The 21516-nt window shown below is 63.1% G+C and carries 22 protein-coding genes and 2 pseudogenes; 10 read left to right on the top strand and 14 right to left on the bottom strand.

Going from position 1 to position 21516, the window contains the following annotated elements:
* Window positions 1-126 precede the first annotated feature (126 nt).
* Together C3418_RS12555 and C3418_RS24400 are read right to left on the bottom strand one after the other, a co-directional pair.
* A pseudogene (locus C3418_RS12555) lies at window positions 127-1059 on the bottom strand (IS481-like element ISAs19 family transposase); the annotation flags it as partial.
* 132 nt (window positions 1060-1191) lie between these two features.
* Window positions 1192-1389, bottom strand: a pseudogene (locus tag C3418_RS24400) (hypothetical protein); the annotation flags it as partial.
* Window positions 1390-1562: 173 nt separating this feature from the next.
* Between C3418_RS24400 and C3418_RS12550 the strand changes: the two are divergent.
* Window positions 1563-2075, top strand: coding sequence for a hypothetical protein (locus C3418_RS12550; RefSeq protein WP_103858656.1), 513 nt, complete (start codon window positions 1563-1565; stop codon window positions 2073-2075).
* Between the two features lie 105 nt (window positions 2076-2180).
* Here C3418_RS12550 and C3418_RS12545 read toward each other — a convergent pair whose 3' ends face one another.
* A complete protein-coding gene (locus C3418_RS12545; RefSeq protein WP_103858655.1) occupies window positions 2181-3074 on the bottom strand; it encodes a LysR family transcriptional regulator in 894 nt (297 codons plus the stop codon).
* Between the two features lie 286 nt (window positions 3075-3360).
* Window positions 3361-4146, bottom strand: coding sequence for a hypothetical protein (locus C3418_RS12540; protein ID WP_103858654.1), 786 nt, complete (start codon window positions 4144-4146; stop codon window positions 3361-3363).
* Window positions 4147-4384: 238 nt separating this feature from the next.
* Between C3418_RS12540 and C3418_RS12535 the strand changes: the two genes are divergently transcribed.
* Both C3418_RS12535 and C3418_RS12530 read left to right on the top strand, forming a co-directional pair.
* Entirely contained in the window at window positions 4385-5758 is a 1374-nt protein-coding gene (locus tag C3418_RS12535; RefSeq protein ID WP_164884683.1) for a DUF4397 domain-containing protein, read from the top strand.
* Between the two features lie 202 nt (window positions 5759-5960).
* Window positions 5961-6302, top strand: a complete 342-nt coding sequence (locus C3418_RS12530) for an SH3 domain-containing protein (protein WP_042015222.1) — start codon at window positions 5961-5963, stop codon at window positions 6300-6302.
* Window positions 6303-6407: 105 nt separating this feature from the next.
* Here C3418_RS12530 and ydfZ read toward each other — a convergent pair whose 3' ends face one another.
* Window positions 6408-6605 (bottom strand): putative selenium delivery protein YdfZ, encoded by a 198-nt coding sequence (gene ydfZ / locus C3418_RS12525; RefSeq protein ID WP_039039534.1) that lies wholly within the window; start codon window positions 6603-6605, stop codon window positions 6408-6410.
* Between the two features lie 290 nt (window positions 6606-6895).
* On the opposite strand from ydfZ, the gene C3418_RS12520 reads away from it, so the two are divergent.
* Window positions 6896-7396 carry a DUF1993 domain-containing protein gene (locus C3418_RS12520; RefSeq protein WP_103858652.1) on the top strand — a complete coding sequence of 167 codons (501 nt, stop codon included), beginning with the start codon at window positions 6896-6898 and terminating at the stop codon, window positions 7394-7396.
* Window positions 7397-7456: 60 nt separating this feature from the next.
* On the opposite strand, the gene C3418_RS12515 is transcribed toward C3418_RS12520, so the two are convergent.
* The 3 genes from C3418_RS12515 to C3418_RS12505 all read right to left on the bottom strand — a co-directional run bounded on the left by C3418_RS12515 (window position 7457) and on the right by C3418_RS12505 (window position 9730).
* Complete coding sequence (locus tag C3418_RS12515; protein WP_103858651.1) at window positions 7457-8113, bottom strand: DUF3313 domain-containing protein; 657 nt, start codon at window positions 8111-8113, stop codon at window positions 7457-7459.
* 127 nt (window positions 8114-8240) lie between these two features.
* Window positions 8241-8690 carry an SRPBCC family protein gene (locus C3418_RS12510; protein ID WP_039039531.1) on the bottom strand — a complete coding sequence of 150 codons (450 nt, stop codon included), beginning with the start codon at window positions 8688-8690 and terminating at the stop codon, window positions 8241-8243.
* Window positions 8691-8782: 92 nt separating this feature from the next.
* A complete protein-coding gene (locus C3418_RS12505; RefSeq protein WP_103858650.1) occupies window positions 8783-9730 on the bottom strand; it encodes a LysR family transcriptional regulator in 948 nt (315 codons plus the stop codon).
* Between the two features lie 104 nt (window positions 9731-9834).
* Here C3418_RS12505 and eamB point away from each other — a divergent pair, with 104 nt between their 5' ends.
* Window positions 9835-10422 carry a cysteine/O-acetylserine transporter gene (gene eamB / locus C3418_RS12500; RefSeq protein WP_039039530.1) on the top strand — a complete coding sequence of 196 codons (588 nt, stop codon included), beginning with the start codon at window positions 9835-9837 and terminating at the stop codon, window positions 10420-10422.
* A gap of 142 nt (window positions 10423-10564) precedes the next feature.
* Window positions 10565-11230 carry a chromophore lyase CpcT/CpeT gene (locus C3418_RS12495; RefSeq protein WP_041212148.1) on the top strand — a complete coding sequence of 222 codons (666 nt, stop codon included), beginning with the start codon at window positions 10565-10567 and terminating at the stop codon, window positions 11228-11230.
* Window positions 11231-11283: 53 nt separating this feature from the next.
* On the opposite strand, the gene C3418_RS12490 is transcribed toward C3418_RS12495, so the two are convergent.
* The 6 genes from C3418_RS12490 to C3418_RS12470 all read right to left on the bottom strand — a co-directional run bounded on the left by C3418_RS12490 (window position 11284) and on the right by C3418_RS12470 (window position 16474).
* Window positions 11284-11922: a LysE family translocator gene (locus C3418_RS12490; RefSeq protein WP_010672488.1), complete on the bottom strand. Its 639-nt coding sequence runs from the start codon at window positions 11920-11922 to the stop codon at window positions 11284-11286.
* Between the two features lie 85 nt (window positions 11923-12007).
* Window positions 12008-12811, bottom strand: coding sequence for an AraC family transcriptional regulator (locus tag C3418_RS12485; RefSeq protein WP_010672489.1), 804 nt, complete (start codon window positions 12809-12811; stop codon window positions 12008-12010).
* Window positions 12812-12867: 56 nt separating this feature from the next.
* Window positions 12868-13764 (bottom strand): EamA family transporter RarD, encoded by an 897-nt coding sequence (gene rarD, locus C3418_RS12480; protein WP_010672490.1) that lies wholly within the window; start codon window positions 13762-13764, stop codon window positions 12868-12870.
* A gap of 122 nt (window positions 13765-13886) precedes the next feature.
* The gene (locus tag C3418_RS24395; RefSeq protein WP_010672491.1) at window positions 13887-14060 is read right to left on the bottom strand and encodes a hypothetical protein; all 174 of its coding nucleotides are present in this window, start codon (window positions 14058-14060) and stop codon (window positions 13887-13889) included.
* Between the two features lie 124 nt (window positions 14061-14184).
* Window positions 14185-15681, bottom strand: coding sequence for an aldehyde dehydrogenase (locus C3418_RS12475; protein ID WP_103858649.1), 1497 nt, complete (start codon window positions 15679-15681; stop codon window positions 14185-14187).
* Between the two features lie 250 nt (window positions 15682-15931).
* Window positions 15932-16474 carry a cupin domain-containing protein gene (locus C3418_RS12470; RefSeq protein ID WP_010672493.1) on the bottom strand — a complete coding sequence of 181 codons (543 nt, stop codon included), beginning with the start codon at window positions 16472-16474 and terminating at the stop codon, window positions 15932-15934.
* A gap of 171 nt (window positions 16475-16645) precedes the next feature.
* Between C3418_RS12470 and C3418_RS12465 the strand changes: the two genes are divergently transcribed.
* From C3418_RS12465 to C3418_RS12450, 4 genes are all read left to right on the top strand, one after another.
* Window positions 16646-17968 (top strand): aspartate aminotransferase family protein, encoded by a 1323-nt coding sequence (locus C3418_RS12465; RefSeq protein ID WP_103858648.1) that lies wholly within the window; start codon window positions 16646-16648, stop codon window positions 17966-17968.
* A gap of 104 nt (window positions 17969-18072) precedes the next feature.
* Complete coding sequence (locus tag C3418_RS12460) at window positions 18073-19569, top strand: CoA-acylating methylmalonate-semialdehyde dehydrogenase (RefSeq protein ID WP_103858647.1); 1497 nt, start codon at window positions 18073-18075, stop codon at window positions 19567-19569.
* A gap of 83 nt (window positions 19570-19652) precedes the next feature.
* The gene (locus tag C3418_RS12455) at window positions 19653-20381 is read left to right on the top strand and encodes a glutamine amidotransferase (RefSeq protein WP_042882239.1); all 729 of its coding nucleotides are present in this window, start codon (window positions 19653-19655) and stop codon (window positions 20379-20381) included.
* Between the two features lie 153 nt (window positions 20382-20534).
* Complete coding sequence (locus C3418_RS12450; protein WP_029313477.1) at window positions 20535-21506, top strand: LysR substrate-binding domain-containing protein; 972 nt, start codon at window positions 20535-20537, stop codon at window positions 21504-21506.
* Window positions 21507-21516 lie beyond the last annotated feature (10 nt).

Below are 21516 nucleotides of genomic sequence, written 5' to 3'. Positions count from 1 at the left end.
CATGAATATCGACTGGGAGAAGCTCCGCCACAAGTAACGGAGCTAACAGGAGACCAGCAGATCATTTTGGAGGTATTGGGTGAGCGCTATCGGCAAATTTATTCCTAAATCAGGTGCGGAATGTCGGTTGTAGTGCTCCAGGTAGCTATCCAGGTCTGTCTGCATCTGCTCTACCGACTCATACCAGGTTGTCCTCCCCTTGATACGGAAGTGTTCATCCAGCAGGGTACGATGCAGCCGCTCGATAAAGCCGTTGCTCTGCGGCCTGCGTACCTTGGTGGTCCGGTGTTCAATCCCCTCCAGTTGCAGGAACAGCTCGTAGGGATGATGGTCAGGGCGCCCACAGAACTCGCGCCCGTTGTCCGACAAGATGGTATAGACCCGTGCCTCATGGGCTTCGAAGAACGGCAGCACCGTTTCGTTGAGTACATGGACCGACGTCACCGGCAGCTTACTGGTGTAGAGCCGTCCCCAGGCGTGGCGGCTGTAGCAATCGAGCACGGTTTGCAGATACACCTTGCCTACCCCCTTGAGTGCACCGACGAAGAAGGTGTCGACCGCCACCAGTTCCCCGGTGTAGTGGACCTCTATCTGGCGTTCGCGGAACTCGGGGCTGAAGCGCTCGAGCAGGCGAATTTGCTCGTCATTGAGCTCAATCGTCTGCTCCCTATGGGTTTTCTCGAGGCGCAACAAGCGGTCATGTTTGGAGAGCAAATCGTGACGTTGCCACACGCCACGCACACCGCCCGCACTGACGTTGATGCCTTGCAGAGCGAGTTCTTGCGCGACCCGCAGCGGGCTATGGGTTGGTCTGGTGAGAGAGTAAGCGAGGATGGCCTGTTCAATCTCGGGAGCGACCCGGTTGGGATGCGCCCCTTTACAGCCGGGGAGTTTGTCGAGCAAGCCCTCAGCCCCATAGGTCTGGTAGTTACGGCGGATCTCGTAGAACTGCTGGCGGCTGTAGCCGATGAGCTTACAGGCTTTGCTGACGTTATTGAGCTCTTTGGCGAGCTCTAGCAGGCTGAGTTTACGACGTGCTACTTTCTCGTTGGTGGTCATACGGTGACTCCGGATAACACGGTAGGGGTACCGTTTTGTTATCCGGTTTGAAGCCGTATGACCACTCCCTTTTGTGGGCAACTGTCAGGTGAATACCATCTCCATACAAACTGCGTCTTGCTTTTCTGTCGATCACTTAACCAACTTGCTCTCCATCACCCCTTGCTTGCCTTCCTCTTCACTGACCTGACTCAGCTTGGAGCGGGCCATCAGCAGGCCCATCTTGACCTCCTGCCAGACGTAGTAGTTTTTACCCGCCTCGGCGCTGAGGGTCAGGGTGGTATCGTTCTCCAACATGTAAGAGATGCGGCTGCCCGGCGCCCTCTGTTTTGGTTGGAAGAAAGGAAAATAAAGGTTCGCATGGGGCCTTGCGGGTACGCAACCGCTCAGGTTGATGGTGATGTGACGGGATTCAATATTTCAACAATTAACGGGCATGGCGTACCGCTTTGACGCTGAAACCAGCCAAGGCATACTGCCCCGTCACCAGATGGGAGTCATTGATGTCTAAGTGGATGCCGACACTGCGACGGCTGGGGTTGTGGTTGTTGCGAAAAGCGGCGCTGGCACTGCTGACCAGCTTGCTGTTTATGATCTCGTTTACCCTGTTCCAATACGCATCCTGGTGGCCTGCACTGGCCGAGGATACTTTCCTTCAATGGGGCGGCTTCTCCCCAAGGCATACCTTGGCTGAGCTGATCCCGACCATGCTGGAATTCAGCGCCGTACTCACCTGCGCCTTCTGGCCCCTGTTTTTGCTGACGCCCCGCCCGCTGTTGCTGCCGCTCTTTGCCGGGCTCTGGTTGTGGCAGACCTATGACCTCGCCTTTATGACGGCAACCGCATCGACCTGGCTGCCTCACGAGATAATCCGAACCTTTGTTCTGCCTCACTCCCACTGGCTGCTGCTCACCCTGCTGGCGCCGCTGCTGCTGATCCGCCAGCTTGGCAGGCGGCTATTTGCTGATACATCGGCAACACAGGCAGGGGGCGTCATCCTGGACGACGGACTGTAGCCAGAGGGAGCGATTGATTCCGCGAAAGTCCGATGACGCTTCGCTAATCGAACCTACATGCAGGCGGGTTCCAGCAGGTACAAACTCCAGGCTCGCCCGTCAGGCTCACCGCAACTGAAACGCCTTGACGAGAAATTCGATAAAGAGCCGCACGTTGCGGGACTGCTCCTTGTGGAAGGGGTAGACGGCGAACAGGGCGTGGGGGTCGGGTTGCCAGTCGGGGAGCAGTCTGACCAGGGTGCCGTCCGACAGGTCGTTCGACACGAATTCATCCGGTACCAGGATCACCCCGAGCCCCTGCACCGCAGCCTGTTTCAGGGCGATGCCGTTGTTGGCGCAGAAGCGGGCGGGGGGCAGCTCCACCGCCACGCTCTCCGCGTCCCGGGTGAAGAACCACTTGTTGGGGGAGGAGGAGAGGCTGTAGCGCAGGCAGTTGTGGCCCTTGAGATCCGCCGGGTGGGCGGGTTGGCCCGCCTCCTTCAGGTAGTCGGGGGCGGCGCAGAGCACTCGCTGCACCTCGCACAGGGGTTTGGCGCGCAGGGTGGAGTCCTCCAGGGTGCCAGCCCCCCGGATCACCACGTCCAGCCCCTGATCCACCAGATCCATGTAGGCGTCGCTCAGGATCACCTCGATGCCGATTTCCGGATAGCGGCGCTGGAATTCGCAGACAAGGGGGTTGAGCCGGATCAGCCCGTAGGACATGGGCATGCCGATCCTCAGCCTGCCCCTGGGGGTGAAGGAGGCGGCCATGATGGACTGGTCGGCGGCCTCCAGGCTGTCCAGCACGGCGCATATCTGGCCGTAATAGGCCATGCCCGATTCGGTGACGCTCAGCCGCCTTGTGGTGCGGTTGATCAGCGCAATGCCGAGAAAGACTTCCAGCTCGTTGATGTTCTTGCTGACCGCCGCCTGGGAGAGGCGCAGGTCGTCCGCCGCCGCCCTGAAGGTGCCCATTTCCACCACCCGGCGAAAGACGTTCAGCGCCGTGATCTTGTTCATCCTGCCCCCGTTAATTCACTACTGGTAAATGATGGCGCCATCATTGCGCACTTTCATCACAATAGTGCGGTTCCCCGGGGTGTCCACCCCCCATCCCCCCCAGACAGAGCGCTGCCGGTGGCAGACCGGCCCTGATCATGGCCCTCCGGGCGTGGCGGGCCCGGCAGAGACGCAGACGAAAGAGAGGCGATGGGCCCAGGGCTCCCCGGCCCCGAGGCGGCAGGCATAGCAGGCATAAAAGCAGGCGGCAGGGTCCGGGCCCCGCCGCCAGATGGCACGCACCGGCTTACTGTACCTTGCCGGGGGCGGGGGGCAGGGTGATGCCGACATCGGCCCAGGGGTTGGTGCCGAGCAACTGGGCGTGGGGCACGTCGGCCTGGTAGCGCATGGTGAATGCCTTTGGACCGTGGGCGAAGGCCACCAGCAGCCCCTGTTTTGCGTCCATCAACCCGGCGTGCATGCCGAGCCCGTGATAGCTGACTCGCACCGCCTTGTCCTCCAGGCCCACCTTGTCTATCTGGAAGCGGGCGATACTGCCGTCTTTGAGGGTAAAGCCCCAGCGGAACGGGCCGCCGCTGACCACCGTCATCACCTCGTCGATGTCGGTGCCGTCCTCGGCGGAGTTGACGTGCATGCGGCCATATTTGCCGAGCACGGCGCTGCGGGTGCGCTCGTCCAGCGCCATCAGGTCATAGACCTTGGGGTAGGGGCCGACGCCGGTCTCTTCGGTGGCGACGCCGCCCCCTTGCACTGCGGGCTCGCGCCCTGCGAGCCTGGCCTGCTCCAGCAGCTCCCCCTGACTCAGGTTGAAGGCCGCAATCAGGGCGCCGTGCTCCGCTTTGGTCAGGGCGCGGCGGTGGGAGGCTTCAAGCAGGGGCCTGGCGGCCTCGGGAATGTCGACGGTGACCACGTTGACGCCGATGGGGTTGAGCGCGTTGTTGACCGCTTCGACGCCGGTCACGGCGGGGCGGCCATCGCTGAACTGCACCGAGACGATGTCACCGGCGAAGGTGTTGAAAGAGAAGGCCGAGGCGAGGGTGCCGGCCAGCAACGGGATAGGGGTGAGTTTCATACAAGACTCCTCGTTAAGGTTCGAGAAGCAGTCTAGGGCGGCGATGTGTTCACTGAAATGGCACTCGGATGATATGAAAATTCACTGACAGTAATGAATGGCAGAGCAAAGGGAGGAGCACGCCTGCCAGGTGCACCATGCTGCGTCACAAACAGGGTGAAAAAAGCACAAAAAGTGATGATCCAGTCATTAGCGAGATGCATATGCCCGTGGGGACCAACCAATGGAGAATGACCAGATGAAATGGATTCAACGTTGTGCCGCACTTGCAATGATATTGGGTCTGACTGCGTGCGGAGGCAGTGACAATGACAGCAGTCCGCCCAATGCGGCCATCAGGATCAGCCACCTCGCCCCCGATGCCCCCAGGGTGAATGTCAATGTCGATGGGGCTGCCTTCCTGACGGCCGTTGATTTTGGCTCGAGCAGCGGGCTCAAGCCGGTGGCGGCTGGCAGTCACGAGGTGGCAGTGGACGGGATTTTGCCGAGCGGTACCGCGACGGTCATCGGGCCGGTCTCCCTCGATCTCAAACCCGACACCCAGTACGACGTGCTGGCAGTGGGTAAACTGACGGGCAGCGGCGATACCGCGTTTGGCCCGCTGGTGATTGAACGGCCGGACCAGATGCCCGCAGGCGGCGAGATCCGGGTGCAGGTCGTGCATGCCGCCCCGAGCGCACCTGCGGTGGATGTTTATGTCACCGCTCCCGGTGCCGCATTGGGCAGTCCGACGCTGTCCGGCATTCCCTTCAAGACCTATAGCGATCCCCTGACTCTGCCGGCCGGGGAGTATCAGGTCAGGCTGACACTGCCGGGCAGCAGCGATGTGGTGTATGACTCGGGTCCATTGCCTCTCACCGGCGGTGCGGATCTGCTGATTGCGGCGATCGACAACCTGGGGGCGGGGCCAAGCCCGGTCAAGCTGCTTGCCATCGACAGCACTGGTGCAACCCCTCTCCTGTCTGTGGATGAGCAGGCCCAGCTGAGGGTGGTCCATGGGGTTGCTGACGCCCCGGCCGTGGATATCCGGGTCAATGGTGCCGCACCGACCGCCGCCCCGTTGCAGGGGCTGGCGTTCAAGGGAAATACCGGATATCTGGATCTGGCGGCGGCGGATTACGATTTTGTGGTCACGCCGACGGGCGCCACGACCCCTGAAGTGATCAATGCCAGCGACGTGCCGCTCAAGGCGGGCACCCGCTACTCCCTGTTTGCCGTCGGCCAGTTGCTGGATCCCGCTGGCGAAACCATTGAGCCCTTGCTGCTGACGGACACGGGCCGCGCGGTGGCGACAGAGGCGCAGCTTCGCGTGCTTCATGCGGCACCCACGGCTCCGGCAGTGGACGTTTATCTGACGACGGGGTCAGACATCAGCGCCAGCACCCCCGTGCTCAAGGCTGTGCCCTTCAAGGGGGACAGCGGGTATCTTGCGGTTGCCGCCGGAGACTACTTTGTCACCGTCACCGCCTCGGGTGACAAGAGCCCGGTCATTGGCCCCCTGCCGGTCACCTTGTCGACCAGCCAGGTATTAACTGCGGCAGCCTTGTCTGACAGCGTCGGGGGCGTCGATCCCGAGTTGCTGATCCTGGAAGACATCAGCAGCAGTCAATAACCCCCTCTCTCATCAAGAGCAGGGGTGACTGGACCCGGACTGAACTGTCAGTCCGGGTGTTTTTATGGCCTGCCGCTGGCTAGGTGGAGATCCTGGCAGTCCGGGGATGACCAGAAAGAGTCGGCCCGGCATAGAGCCGTCAGGCCCGGCTTGTGGTATGACTCGGGGCGTCACCAAACATAACCTGTCGGAGGACGAGACAATGCTGGCGTTGATCACCACGGCGCACCACACCTGCTACCCCAATCCCATCGCCTTTCGGGCCGGAGAGCGGGTGCGCATCGGCCACGAGGACGACGAGTTCCCGGGCTGGGTGCGCACCTTTACCGCAGACGGCAACGAGGGGTGGGCGCCCCTGTCCATGCTGACCCCGATCAGCGCCGAGGAGGCGCAGGCGCGCCAGGACTATACCGCCCGGGAGCTGGATGTGGCGGTGGGGGAGCGGGTACGGGTGGATCGGGAGCTGGCAGGCTGGCTCTGGGTTCACAACGAAGCGGGGCAATCAGGCTGGATACCGGCAAGCTGCATCGCCTCGCCCTCATAAGGTGGCAGCGGCTCGGAGAAGGAGTCGATAGCGGAGAGAGAAACCCGGCCAGCGACGGACGTGCGGCCGGGTGAATTGTAAAGAGTAGGGTGACGGAAAACGGGATCAGCCTAGTCTAATCAACTCGATGGGGGCGTAGCGCTCCTGGCTGTTCGTCAGCAGCACGCACTTCTCATGCTCGGCCTGATAGGGGGTCAGGTTGTCGGTGTGCGCCTCCTTGAGGGTGTCGACCGCGCCGGTGGCGGCAATCATCACTCGTTGGCCCAGGGTCAGCACATTGCGGTTTCGATCGTAGATCTTCATGGCATTCTCCTTGTGGGATGGGGGCCCCGGCCCGTGCCGGGGCAACGGGCTCCAGACTACGCCCCTCGAAAAACGAGATGCCTGTCACAGATCAAAAAAAGGGGAAAGAGGGACTCGGTGCGGCGACGGGGTATGGCGCGCTGGCCTCGCTGCCCGCCGGTGATCGCCACTGCCTGTCGCAGGGCAAGGAGGACGCCCTCGCTTTTCATCCCCTCGGGCTCGAACTGCAAGGGGGATGCGCTATAGTGGAGCCGCTCGTTTTACTGCCTTCAACCAACCGAGAGTGCATTATGAATCGTGAAATTGCCGCCCAGTTCATCAAGATGCTGACCAACCTGGACCAGTGCCTGGCCAAGGCCGAGGCCCACGCCGCGGCGAAGAAGTTCAATGTGGAGAACTTCTTCAATGAGCGCCTCATCGTCGACATGCTGCCGCTGAGCAAGCAGGTGCTGATCTGCTGTGACAGCGCCCGCGCCGTGGTGGCCACCGCCAGCCTGAGCGAGCCGCCGGTGCTGGGGGATGATCCCAAGACCATGGCGGATCTGCGCGCCCACGTGGCCAAGACCCTCACCTACCTGCAAGGCAAGCTGGACGCCGATTTCAGCCAGTATGCGAGCGGCCACTACTACCCCTACTGGGCGGGCGGCAAGGGGATGGACGGCCACAGCTGCGTGCATGAGTACGGCATCCCGAACTTCTACTTCCACCTCACCATGACCTATGCCCTGCTGCGCCAGGCCGGGGTGGATCTGGGCAAGCGGGATTACCTGGGCGGTCTGAACCTGCAATAAGCCGTGCTTCAGCGACGACAAAGCCTGCCCCCTGGCAGGCTTTGTCGTTTTCGGCCCGGCTCAGCGCCCCAGGTTGTCGGCCAGTTGCTTGGCGCGACTTGCGGCCCACTGATCGATCATCTTCTCCATCTCCTGGGCGGTGATGGGGGAATCCTTGTGGGTGGTGTCCGGGCTCTCGCGAGCGTCCATCACCCGCACCAGCAGCTTGCCGCTCTGGGCGTCGAGCAACTGGGCCATGCTGCCCACCTTGAGCAGATAGGGCTCCTTGCCTATTACCTCGCGGGTGACGTTGATGGCGATCTTTGCGGGCAGCAGATCCCGCAGCTTGGGGTCGGGCCGGGTCAGGTCGAAGTTGGTGATGGCCGCCTGCACCCGCATCACGCCGGGACCGGGTTCGGTAGCCATCTTGACGCCGTGGCTCATCAGCTCCCGCTGGAAGGTGGCGTGGTAGTAGCGGCCGATCTCGTTCTGCTCGTTGGCGGTCAGCAGATACCACTGGCCGTTCTCCTGGCGGATGAATTGCAAGGGGTCGAGCAGTACCGCGTGGTATTGGCGCAGATCCACGCCGGGCTCCTTGTAGATGCGCTGGTTGGGGTTGCTCTCGCTCTGCTGGAAGGCGGTGAGCGGGATCGCCTGCAGGCTGTGGGTGACCTGGTTCTTCACGGCGCACCCGCCCAGCAGGGCGGCGGCCATGGTCATCATCAAGACTCGTTTCATGGGGGCTCCTGGCGGTGGATGGTCGCTGCAAGGACGCAGCCCGCCCTGCCCACAGAGATACCTGATCAGGCCCCTCTCTCACAAGGGGTATCTGTGCGGGGGCCACCGGGGGAGCCCCCGTGTCGGGTCACTCGGCGGGGATCTCGGGCTCCACCAGGGTGGCGAGCTGCATCAGGGACTCCTGCCAGCCGAGGTAGCACATCTCCACCGGGATGACCGCCGGAATACCCGCCTGTTCGATGGCGAGATCGGTGCCGCACAGCACCTGGGTGAGGGTGATGGTGACCTGCATCTCCCCCGGCAGGTTGGGGTCGTCGAAACGGTCGGTGTAGCGGATGCGCTTGCCCGGCTCCAGCACGAGATACTCGCCGCCGAAGGCGTGGGTGTGGCCGCTGGCGAAGTGGGTGAACGACATCCTGAACTGGCCGCCGACCCTGGCATCTAGCGCCGCCACCTTGCAGGTGAAGCCATGGGGGGGCAGCCATTTGGCCAGGGCGTCCGGCTCGATAAAGGCCTGGTATACCCGCTGTGGCGGGGCCTTGAGTACGCGATGCAGGGTGACTGTTCCTGTGCTCATCTTGGGTTCCTTCTCGGTTGTATCCGAGCAAGGATAGTCGCTCGGGGGAAGGACAACCGAGGGTCAGGAGTCGTGGCGCTCCCATTGAAGGGCTAGGTAGTCATCAGGCGGCGCGCGTCCTGGTCGCCATGAGCGGCCGCATTTGCCGCTGGCGACGCCTCCTCTGTCAGGCACGTCTGCACGCACTCCATAAACACCCGCATGGCGGGGCTGACAAACTTGCTGGCGTGGTGGGCGCACAGGGCCGTGATGACGAGGGGCGTGGGGGAGAAGGGCAGCTCCTGCAGCTCCCCCGAACTCAGCTCCCGCTCGACGGCGAAGCGGGGCAGGAAGGAGACGCCGAGGTTGCTGGCCACGCAGCGCTTGATGCTCTCTATGCTCCACAGCTCTATGGTGCCGTCCAGAGTGATGGCTCGCTGGCGTAATGTGCTCTCGAAAATCTGACGGAAGATGCACTGGGGTTCGTTGATGATGAAGCTGACCGGCAGGTGCTGATCCGGGCGGGTGAAGTCGATACCACCGCTGAGGGTGGGGGAAGCTACCAGCACCAGGGGTTGCTCGCCAAAGCTCTCCATCAGCAGGGCGGCATCGTTGCCGACCCGATAGAAGATACCGAGATCGGCCTCGTCCGCCAGCAGCGCATCGCGAATGACGTAGCAGTTCAGGGACCGGAGCGACAGTCGGACCCCGGGAGCTAGCCGCTTGAAGCGCTCGAGCACCGCCGGCATCTTGTAGGCCAGCAGAGTTTCGCCGATGGCGACCCTGAGCTCGCCGCTCGGCTCGGCGTCCTGCTGCGCCGCCTGGCGCAGACCCGACATCACCCGGATCATCTCGTGCACATGCGGCATGATGTTCTGTCCGGCCTTGGTTAGGCACATGCGACGCCCTATTTTTTCGAACAGTTGTAGCGAAAGTTCCTGCTCCAACTGCTGGATATTGAAGGTTACCGTCGACTGGGTGCAGCAGAGCTTGCGGGATGCCTTCACGAAGGAGCCCTCCTCGATCACCGTCTTGAGGGTAATGAGACGTCGCAAATCCATGGGGACTCCAATTCATCGAAATGGTTGAATTTAGAATGCTAAAACATTCGATTTTTTGATGCCAGTGGCCGCGTTAAGGTATCACTCCCATTTGGAGAAACACCATGACCACGACCCTTGTCAGCGCATTTTTGACTTACACCCTGATCACGGCCATGACGCCGGGACCGAACAACATACTGGCTCTGAGCGCCGCCAATCAGCATGGTCTGCGCCGCAGTAGCCGGGTGCTGGCGGGCATGAGTGCGGGCTTCCTGCTGATCATGCTGCTGTGTGCCCTGTTCACCTTCACCCTCATCAGCCTCTCCCCCGCGCTGGTTGGCTGGCTCAGCTGGGCCGGGGCGGCTTATGTGCTCTGGCTGGCCTGGCGCATTGCGGCCAGCGGCTCCAACCTGTCGAGCACAGATGGAGCCTTGCCCGGCTTCTGGACCAGCTTCTGGCTGCAGTTCGTGAACGTGAAGATCATCCTATACGGCATCACGGCGCTCTCCACCTTCGTGTTGCCCCACACCACAGAATTCGTCTGGGTGCTGGGCGTCAGCCTGCTGCTGGCGCTGATCGGCACGCTGGGGAACCTCTGCTGGGCCCTGGCGGGTCATCTGCTGCAGCCCCTGTTCCAGCGCCACGGCCGCATTCTGAACCTGACGCTGGCGGGCTTGTTGGTTTACTGTGCGCTTCGGATGCTGATCTGACGGAACGCAGGCCGGGGGCGTCGCCTCCTTTCGCCTGCAGAGAGGATTTTTCGTTTTCTCTTCAAGGAGTTGATCAAGATAGAGGTTATTGTCACCGTTCGCTCATATAATCGCCGCCATGCAAGCGACTCGGAAGGATTCGATGACACAGCTGATGGCGGCCCTGCTGGGGCTGTTTTACGCCAGCCTGATCTGGGCGGCGCCCGTCCCCTTCGTGACGGCCCCCGGCCCCCATGCCACGCAGGGGAGGCTGGAGCCCCTGCTCTCCTGGTTCTCGGGGGAGTTTTCCAGCCAGGAGCAGGCCACCTTCGATGCCCGCTTCACCAGCGCCGAGCTGCGGCTGGTGGAGATCTGGCCCGGGGAGGGCCCCTTTCGCTGGGTCTATGCGGAGCAGTTTCTGACCGAGCGGGCGCAGCGACCGTTTCGCCAGCGCATCTACCGCTTCTCCTCCCTGCCCGATGGCCGCATCCTGATGGCCGAACTGACCATGCCGAGGGCCACGGATTTTGCCGGCGCCTGGCGTCGGCCCGAGCTGCTTGACTCCCTCACCCCGCAGCAACTCTCCCTGCGCGAAGGGTGCGAGATCTGGCTGACCCGCCAGCCGGGCGGGGAGTACAAGGGACAGACCCGGGTCGGGCATTGCGCCACCGATTTTGGCGGTGCCACCACCCTGGTGCAGTACCTCTGGATCGGCCCGGACAGTGTCCGGCTGCTGGACAGGGCCTATGACAATGGTGCCCATCAGCGCTGGGGCAGCCCGGGGGAGGGTTACGTCTACCTGCGCAAGGGGATGCGGCGCGGGGAGTAGTCGCGCCGTCCGTCAAGGCCCCTCCCTGCTTGCCGCCAACAAGGACGTGCTGGTCAGGCCGCTGGCCAGTGCCCTTGCAGATCCACCAGGATGGAGAGGCTGACCGCGCCAAACAGCAGGCCCGTCATCAGGTTGAGCGGGCGCTGGATGCGGCCGAGCAGGTGCTGGGCGCGGGGGGTGGAGAGGCTCCAGGCCAGGGCGCTGAACCAGACGAGGGAGAGCAGGAACAGCTCCAGGATCAGCAAGCCCCGGGTCAGGCCATCCACCTGGGGCGTCACCATGGCGGCCAGCAGTCCCATGAAGAACAGCATCGCCTTGGGGTTGAGCAGATTGGTGGCCAGCCCGCTCTTCACCCCCTTGCGCCAGCCCGGCCGCTCGCCTCCGGCGCGCAGCGCCAGATCCCCGCTTCCCTGCCAGGCCGCTTTCAGCGCCCCCCAGCCCAGCCAGCCCAGATAGAGGGCACCCACCAGTTTCACGGCGAGAAAGAGCCAGGGCTGGCTTGCGATCAGCAGGCTGATGCCGGTCAGGCTCAGGGTGGCGTGGAGCAGGATGGCGAGGGCGATGCCAAGGGCCGCTCCGAGGGCGGTGGGCCTGTGCAGGCTGGTGCGCAGGATGAGTGCGAAATCCGGGCCCGGGCTCGCCAGGGCGACGAGGTGGACGAGACCCAGGGTCAGAAACAGGCTGGTGAACATAAAAGACCTCCGACAGCGGTATGGAGGTGACAGCATGGGGCAGGACGGGGGACGGGAGATTGTAAAAGATTGCAGCAGCGGTGATTCAGGCGGGCAGCATCTGCTGGCGATACTCCGCCGGGGTGAGCCCGAAGGCCTGACGAAAACCGTGGTGGAAGTGGCTCTGATCGAAGAAGCCCACCGCCAGTGCCACCTCGCTCACCGGCAGACCGCTGCCGAGCAGGCGCTTGCCCTGTTCGAGGCGCAGCCGCTTGAGCCAGGCATAGGGGGTCATGCCGGTCTTCTTCTTGAACTGACGGAGGAAGGCGAAGCGATCCAGCCCGAACAGGGCGGCCAGATCCTCCAGGGTGTGTCGCTCGTCCAGCCGGGCCAGCAGATGGTCGCGCAGGAACCTGAGCTGGGGATCCGCCAGGGCGTGGCGCTCGGGGGCGAGCCGGAACAGTTCGCCCAGCAGAGCCAGCAACTGGCTCTCCGCCAGCAGGCCGTCGGGGGCGGGGCCGTCCAGGTGCATGTGCAGGCGGGCAAAGCCCTGATAGAGGTCGGGGCGGCTCTGCAATCCCTGGTGGAAAAAGGGCTCGGGGTGCTCCGGCAGCCAGCGGGCCAGCTGCTCGGGGGCGATGGAGAAGACCCGCACCTCGTACCCTTCCGGCAGCAGGCTGAGGCCGTCGTGCATCTCGTCCGGGTTGACGGTGGAGAGTTCGCCGCGCACCAGGTTGTGGCTGTTCCCCTTGTGGATGAACTTCTGGCCGCCCCGCTGCACCAGACCGATGTGGTAGTCCAGATGCACGTGGCGGCCATAGCTGAACTCCCTGTGGTGGGAGTGGGAGAGTTCAACCCCCGGCAGCAGCCGGGATTGCCAGTAGTGGATGCGGGATTGGGGTGCGTTCATCCCCTATTGATACCCCGAAAGCGGCCCCGTGGCTTGTAGATTATTGCGCTGGCGCCTCAGCCGGCCTCCTGGCGCCGCTTGCCGCTGCGCAGGCCATCCAGGCTGAACAGCACCAGGGCGCTCCAGATGCAGCCAAAGGTGATCATCTTGTCCAGCGCCAGCGCCTCGCCATACAGGGTCACCGCCAGGATGAACATCAGGCTGGGGCCTATGTACTGGAAGAAGCCCAGGGTGGAGAGCTTGAGTCGGGTGGCCGCTGCGGTGAAGCAGAGCAGGGGGGCCGTGGTGACGGCGCCCGCGGCGATGAGCAGCAGGTTCAGGTGCCAGTCATTCTGGGTGAGGTGGCTGGTGGGGCTGTCGGCGATGCCCCACAGATAGAAGGCGGCCGGCGGCAGCATGATCAGGGTCTCGATGAGCAGGCCGGTGAGGGCGTCCAGGGCCAGCTTCTTGCGAATGAGGCCGTAGATGGCGAAGCTCGAGGCCAGCACCAGGGCTATCCAGGGCAGGGAGCCGAAGGCGATGAGCTGGACGGCGACACCGACAAAGGCGAGCCCCACCGCCCACCACTGCAGGCGGCGCAGCTTCTCGCTCAGAAACACCATGCCGAGCAGCACGTTGAACAGGGGGTTGATGTAGTAGCCCAGGCTCGCATCCAGCATGTGGCCGTTGTTGATGGCCCAGATGAACAGCAGCCAGTTGCCGCCGACGGTGACGGAGGTGAAGGCCAGGGTGAGCAGCACCTTGGGCTGGCGCAGCACCGCCTGCACCTTGTGCCACTGGCGTCCGAGCAGCACCAGCACCATCAGCAGGGCGCAGGACCAGATCATGCGGTGGGTCAGGATCTCGGCGGCCGGCACGGCGGAGAGGGACTTGAAGTAGATGGGTGCCAGGCCCCAAAGGGTGTAGGCGCCGAGGGCATAGAGGACGCCCTGGCGCTGGATCTGTTGTTGCATGCGGATAACCTTCACTGGAGTGCGGATGTCGGGAAACATCGCAAAAAGTCAGTGTAGCGATCCTTTTGCAGGGAAAGAAGACAATAAATGGGTCTGACGGGATTTTAACAGCAGGAGCGACTTCAGCGACCGCCCCCGCGGCGGATCTTCTCCACGTCCATCAGCAGCCACAGCATGAGGGCGATGGCGGAGATCCAGGGGCCCCAGGTGACATAGGCTTCCCCCTGACCCAGCACGAAGAACAGCAGCGGCAGTCCCACCACCAGAAACAGTACACTTCCCAGAAAAAACAGCATTTTTATCTTTAAATTTAATGGCTTGCTATTTGACGATTATATCGATTGAGCGAGGGGATAAAAGAGTAAAAATGAGAAAGGGGGATTTCTCCCCCTGTTTTGTTGATAAGCGTCATTTATGACGTTATTCGAGCTGGATCCAGGTGCTTTTCAGCTCGGTGTACTTCTCCAGGGCGTGCAGGGACTTGTCGCGCCCGTTGCCGGACTGCTTGAAGCCGCCAAACGGCATGGTCATGTCGCCGCCATCCCAGTTGTTGACGAAGACGGTGCCGGCGCGCAGGGCGCGCGACCCTTTCACCGCCTGGTTGAGATCCGCCGTCCAGATGGCGGCCGCCAGGCCGTAGTCGGTGTCGTTGCCAAGGGCGATGGCCTCTTCCAGGGTGTCGAAGCCGGTCACCGCCAGCACGGGGCCGAAGATCTCCTCGCGGAAGATGCGCATCGTCGGGGTCACGTCGTCAAAGATGGTGGGTTCGATGTAGTAGCCGCCCTCCTCGGGCTGGGTGCGCTTGCCCCCCAGCAGCAGCTTGGCGCCCTCCTGCTGGCCGATGGCGATGTAGTTGAGCACCTGCTCCATCTGGATGTGGTCCACCATGGCGCCGATGCGGGTGGTGGGGTCGAGCGGGTTGGCCGAGCTCCATTCGCGGGCGTGGGCCAGCAGCCGCTCCATGAACTGGGGCTTGATGCTGTTTTGCACCAGCAGGCGGGAGGCGGCGGTGCACACTTCCCCCTGGTTGTAGAAGATGGCGCCGACGGCGCTTCTGGCGGCGGCATCCAGATCCGGTGCATCCGCCAGCACGATGTTGGGGCTCTTGCCGCCGCACTCCATGAAGGCGCGCTTGAGGTTGGACTTGCCGGAGCACTGCACCAGATGCTTGCCGATCTTGGTGGAGCCGGTGAAGGTGATGCAGTCGACGTCCATGTGCATGGCCAGCGCCTCGCCCACGGTGTGACCAAAGCCCGGCAGCACGTTGAAGACGCTGTCGGGGATGCCCGCCTCCTTCGCCAGACCCGCGATGCGCAGGGCGGTGAGGGGGGATTTCTCGGAGGGTTTGAGGATCACCGAGTTGCCGGTGGCGAGCGCCGGGCCCAGCTTCCAGCAGGCCATCACCAGGGGGAAGTTCCAGGGCACGATGGCAGCCACGACACCGAGGGGCTCCCGGGTCACCAGGGCCAGGGCGGACTCTTCCACCGGGGCGACCTGATCGTAGATCTTGTCTATCGCCTCGGCGTTCCAGGCGATGCAGTTCGCGGCGGCGGGGGCGTCATACCCCATGGCGTCGCCGATGGGCTTGCCCATATCCAGCGACTCCAGCAGTGCCAGCTCCACCAGGTTCAGGCGCATCAGCTCGGCGAAGCGCTGCATGATAAGCTTGCGCTGCTTGGGGGAGAGGCCGCACCAGCGCTTGTCGTCGAAGGCGGCACGGGCCGCCTTGACCGCCAGCTCGGCATCGGCGGCGTCGCAGGAGGCGACCCTGGTCAGCAGTTGGCCGTTGGCCGGATTGATGCAATCGAAGGTGGCGCCGTTGACGGCATCCCGGTAGGTGCCGTCGATAAAGGCTTGCGAGGGCAGGGTCAGATGGGCGGCCTTGTGTTGCCACTGGGCCAGGGTCAGGTCACTCATGTTCACTCCTTGAACCGGCAGAAAGTCAGTCTCCGCGTATCAATATGCTAAACATCCTGCCGCTTGTAAATCCATCTTGTAACAATTCATTAAACACTGACCCCGAACAACCCGGGCTAACGGCGGGGCAAACCGGGCGCCCTGGCCTGTGGTGTCTGGGGTCGCGCGGCGGGGCGGGAGCCCGTGTCGCTGGCCTGACCCCTGGGCTGGGCAGGGGGGATCCCGGCGGGCTGTTACGGGAGAAGGCCCGTCAGAAGCTGGCGGGCGTGTTGGCCGAGATCAGCACGCACTCCTGATCCCCCACGTTGCGAAAACGGTGGGGAGTGCGGCTGTCGAAGTAGTAGCCATCCCCCGGTGCCAGCAGGTGAACCTGCTCGCCTACCGTGACTTCCACCTGACCCCGGATGACGATGCCGCACTCTTCCCCTTCGTGACTCAGCATGTCGTCACCGGTGTCGGCGCCCGGGGGCAGTATCTCCTGCATCATGCCGATGGCGCGGTTGGCGCGGCTGTGACCCACCAGACGGTAGCTGATGGGGTGGGTGCCGAGATCCGGCATGTCGTCCGCACGGAAGATCACCTCGGAATCCATCTCCGTCTCGTCGGTGAAGAAGCTGGCCAATGACATGGGGATGCCTTCCAGCACCTTGCGCAGGGAGGCCACCGAGGGGCTCACCTGATTTTTCTCGATCTGGGAGATAAAGCCGTTGGTCACACCGGAGCGTTTTGCCAGCTCGCGCTGGGAGAGGGCCGCCTTGGTGCGAACCGCCTTGAGGCGGTGACCGATATCCATCGATAGACACTCCTTGACTGTTTACTATTATTAAAATTGTGTTAAATATCTTATACCACCCCTGAGGGGTGACACCAAGCCGGGCGATAAAAGCCCTTTTTTATGGATTCAGGTGTTTAATTTAATAGGCATGAGCCGGGTGTTACTAAACGCCTTAAGGATGAGGTGACCATGAAACCTGTCAGCGACATCAATACCCCCGACATGTCCGCATTCTGGATGCCGTTCACCGCCAACCAGCAGTTCAAGGCGGCGCCGCGCATCCTGAAGTCGGCAGAGGGGATGTATTATCACTCAGAGGATGGCCGCAAGATACTGGATGGCACTGCCGGACTCTGGTGTTGCAACGCAGGCCATGGTCGGCGCGAGATCGCCGAGGCGGTCTCCCAGCAGATCTCCCACCTCGATTTTGCCCCCACCTTCCAGATGGGCCACCCCCTGCCGTTCGAGCTGGCCAACCGGCTGGTGGAGATCGCCCCCAAGGGATTCGGTCACGTCTTCTATACCAACTCCGGATCGGAATCCGTGGACACCGCGCTCAAGATTGCGCTGGCCTGGCAGCGGGCTCGCGGCCAGGGGACTCGTACCCGGCTCATCGGCCGCGAGCGCGGCTACCACGGGGTGGGTTTTGGCGGCATCTCGGTGGGGGGCATTCCCGGCAACCGCAAGTGGTTCGGCTCCCTGCTGACCGGGGTGGATCATCTGCCTCACACCCTCAACATAGGGAAAAATGCGTTCACCAAGGGATTGCCAGCAGAAGACCTCACCCTGGCCGATGAACTGGAGAAGATTGTCTTCCTGCACGACGCCAGCAACATCGCGGCGGTCATCGTCGAGCCCATCGCCGGCAGCACCGGGGTCATCATGCCCCCCAAGGGCTATCTCAAGCGGCTGCGGGAGATCTGTACCAAACACGGCATCCTGCTGATTTTTGACGAGGTGATCACCGGTTTCGGCCGCCTCGGCTCCCCCTTCGCCGCCCAGGAGTTCGACGTCATCCCCGACATGATCACCTGCGCCAAGGGGCTCACCAACGGCGCCATCCCCATGGGGGCCGTGCTGGTGCAAAACCATATCTATGACGACATGATGGCGGCGGGCAAGGGGGCCATCGAGCTGTTTCACGGCTACACCTACTCCGGCCACCCGGTGGCCGCGGCGGCGGGTCTGGCGACCCTCGAGATCTACCGGAGCGAAAATCTGCTGACCCGGGCTGCCGAGCTGGCGGGCTACTGGGAGGAGGCGGCCCATTCCCTCAAGGGCTGCAAGCACGTGAAGGACGTGCGCAACTACGGCCTGGTGGCGGGCATCGAACTCGAATCCATGCCGGATGCACCGGGCAAGCGGGCCTACGAGGTGTTCGTGCGCTGTTTCGAGAAGGGGGCGCTTATCCGGGTGACCGGCGACATCATCGCCCTGTCGCCTCCCCTCATCATCGAGCGCAGCCAGATCGACGATCTCTTCACCCTGCTGCAGGACGCCCTGCAGGCCTAGGACTGACCCCCACATCACACAGGATGGCGCTCGTCCCGGGCGTCATCCCCCTGTGCTGCCCCGGCGCGGCGAGGGGAGGACGGATGACCCATCACGGAGGATTTATGAGTTACAGGATCGACAACTTCATCGACGGCGAGACGACCGAGAGTCGCAGCGAGCGTTTCGGTGCCATCTTCAATCCGGCCACCGGCCAGCAGCAGGGCTCCGTCGTTCTCAGCACGGCCGACGAGTGTGCCGAGGCGATTGCCTGCGCCGAGCGCGCCTTTGGGGAGTGGTCCCAGACCCCGCCGCTGGTGCGGGCCCGGGTGCTGTTTCGCTTCAAGGAGCTGATGGAGCAGCACAGGGACGAGCTGGCCCAGCTCATCAGCCGCGAGCACGGCAAGGTCTTCTCCGACGCCCAGGGCGAGCTGACTCGGGGGCTGGAGGTGGTGGAGTTTGCCTGCGGCATTCCCCACCTGCTCAAGGGGGAGCACTCCCTCAACGTGGGCCGCGGGGTGGACAGTCACTCCATGATGCAGCCGGTGGGGGTCTGCGCCGGCATCACCCCGTTCAACTTCCCTGCCATGGTGCCGCTCTGGATGTTCCCGGTGGCCCTGGCCTGCGGCAACACCTTTATCCTCAAGCCCTCGGAGAAGGATCCGTCCCTCTCTCTGCGCATGGCCGAACTGCTCAAGCAGGCGGGCCTGCCGGACGGGGTGCTCAACGTGGTCAACGGCGACAAGGAGGTGGTGGACGTGCTGCTGACCGACCCGAGGGTCGGTGCCGTGTCGTTTGTCGGCTCCACCCCCATCGCCCAGTACATCTATGCCACCGTTTCGGCCCACGGCAAGCGGGTGCAGGCCCTGGGCGGCGCCAAGAACCACATGGTGGTCATGCCGGATGCCAATCTGGATCAGGCAGTTTCCGCCCTGATGGGGGCCGCCTATGGCGCGGCGGGCGAGCGTTGCATGGCGATCTCGGTGGCCGTGGTGGTGGGTGACGAGACCGCCGATGCCCTGGTGGCGAAGCTCTCGCCCCTGGTGGCGGCCCTGCGGGTCGGCCCCGGCCTCGGTCAGAGTCCGGAGAACGAGATGGGGCCCCTCATCAGCCGGGAACACCTGGCCAAGGTGCGCGGCTACGTGGATCAGGGAGTGGCCGAGGGGGCCGAGCTGGTGGTGGATGGCCGGGGCCTGAGCCATGGCGAGGGCTACTTCATCGGGGGCAGCCTGTTCGATCGGGTCGGCCCCGAGATGCGCATCTACCGGGAGGAGATCTTCGGCCCCGTGCTCGCCATCGTGCGGGCCCCGGACTACGAGACGGCCCTGCGCCTCATCAACGAACACGAGTACGGCAACGGCACCGCCATCTTCACCGGTGACGGAGATACCGCAAGGGACTTCACCACGCGGGTTCAGGTCGGTATGGTAGGGGTGAACGTTCCCATTCCGGTGCCCATGGCGTTTCACAGCTTCGGTGGCTGGAAACGGTCCATCTTCGGGCCGCTCAACATGCACGGGCCGGATGGGGTGCGCTTCTACACCCGGATGAAGACGGTGACCGCCCGCTGGCCCCAGAGCCTGCGCGCCGGCGCCGAGTTCTCCATGCCGACCATGAAGTGAGCCACCGGCTTGCTGCCATGGCTTTAATCTCTTGCCCCCGCAGGCCGCCGGTCTGCGGGGGCGCTTCTGTCAAGGAGTAACAGATGCGACTGGGTATTCTCGATTGTGACCGGCTGGACCCCGATTTGGTGGGGGATTTTGGTCCCGTTTACTCCGAGATGTTTATCAAGGGTTTCCGGGCGTTGGCCCCCGAGCTGGAATTTCGGGTCTGGTCCGCCCTCGACGGCGATCTGCCCCCGGATCTGACCGAATGCGATGCCTGGCTCATCACCGGCTCGCGCCACGATGCCTACAGCGACATCCCCTGGATCCTGGCGCTGCGCGACTGGATCCGCCGGGCCCACGATGCCAACGTCAAGCTGGCCGGGGTCTGCTTCGGCCATCAGGTGATCGCCCAGGCGCTGGGAGGGGAGGTAATGAAGTCCACCAAGGGGTGGGGGCTGGGGGTGTCGGTCCATGCCATGCAGACGACAAAACCCTGGATGGCGCCGGGTCTGGACACCATCCGCATCCTGGCAAGCCACCAGGATCAGGTGGAGCAGCTTCCGCCGGGGGCGACCCTGCTCGCGGGCAACGACTTCTGCCCCAACTTCATGTTCCTGCAGGGGGATCACATCGTCGCCATCCAGGGGCACCCGGAATTCTCGGTGGCGTACAACCGGGCCCTGATCGAGCGGCGACGGGACAGGCTGCCCGATGCGCATTACCAGAGCAGTCTCTCTTCCCTGGAAGGGGAGGTGGATTCCGCCACCATGATGCAGTGGCTGCTGCAGTTCCTCGGCATCCTGCCGATCGGGGCCGACGTGCGCTGAACCCCGTTTGTCATATCCACCGCGCTGATGCTAGATTTTGTAGCAAAATGAAGGATCAAGCGGCGATATGCCCAGTCCGGATGATACACTGGCCGCCATTTTTGGCGGCCTAGTCCATCGACGAGCGCCGCGTCAGTCTGTGAGGGGGCAACCTTGAAACTACAGCAGTTGAAGTATCTGATCGCGGTGCGGGACCACAATCTCAACGTCTCCGTTGCCTCCGATGCGCTCTATACCAGCCAGCCTGGGGTGAGCAAGCAGATCGGCTTGCTGGAGAGCGAGCTGGGGGTGCGCATCTTCGAGCGCCGCGGCAAGCACCTGCACCGGATCACCCCGGTGGGGGAGGAGATCATCAAGTGTGCCGAGGCCATGCTCAATATCGAGAGCAAGATCAAGGCCATCTCCCGGGAATACCTGGATCCGACCGTGGGCACCCTCAACATCCACACCACCCACACCATCGCCCGCTACCTGCTGCCGAAAAGCGTCACCTACTTCACCAAAAAGTACCCCAAGATCTCATTCCACCTGCATCCTGTGATGTCCGCCACCAAGGAGCAGATCAGCAAGGGATACTCGGATTTTTCCATCGTGGCCCACGAGATAGGCTTCGACAAGGAGCTGATCGCGCTGCCCGCCTACCTCTGGACCCTCTCCCTGGTGGTGCCCCAGGAGCACCCCCTGGCCAAGGTGAAGAAGCCGACCCTGGAGCAGCTCTGCCAGTATCCCATCCTGAGCTACGAGAGCGGCGCCACCGGGCGTCAGGTGCAGGACAAGGTGTTCCAGGCGGCTGGCCTCACTCCCAACTACTACATGACGGTGATGGATGCCGGCGTCATCAAGCGCTACGTGGAGCTGGGCTTTGGCATCGGCATCATCTCCTCCCTGGTGGCCAACGATAGCGATGCCCCCGGCCTCGTGGCCATCAATCTGGAGCACCTGTTCGAGCCCTGCCCGGCCCAGATCTGCTTCAGCAAGAGCATCCTCTTGCAGAACTACATGTATGACTTCATCAGCTCCTTCTCCCCCCATCTCACCAAGGAGATGATCCAGAACGTGATGCAGCAGCCGACCCAGGCGCGCATCGACGAGCTGTTGTCAGGGGTGGAGCTGCCCGTCTACTGATCCCGCTTCC

This window comes from Aeromonas sp. ASNIH8, assembly GCF_002919855.1.
Classification (GTDB): Bacteria; Pseudomonadota; Gammaproteobacteria; order Enterobacterales; family Aeromonadaceae; genus Aeromonas; species Aeromonas caviae.
The sequence above is the reverse complement of the archived record's forward strand: the minus strand, read 5'-3'. Positions and strand labels throughout refer to the sequence as shown.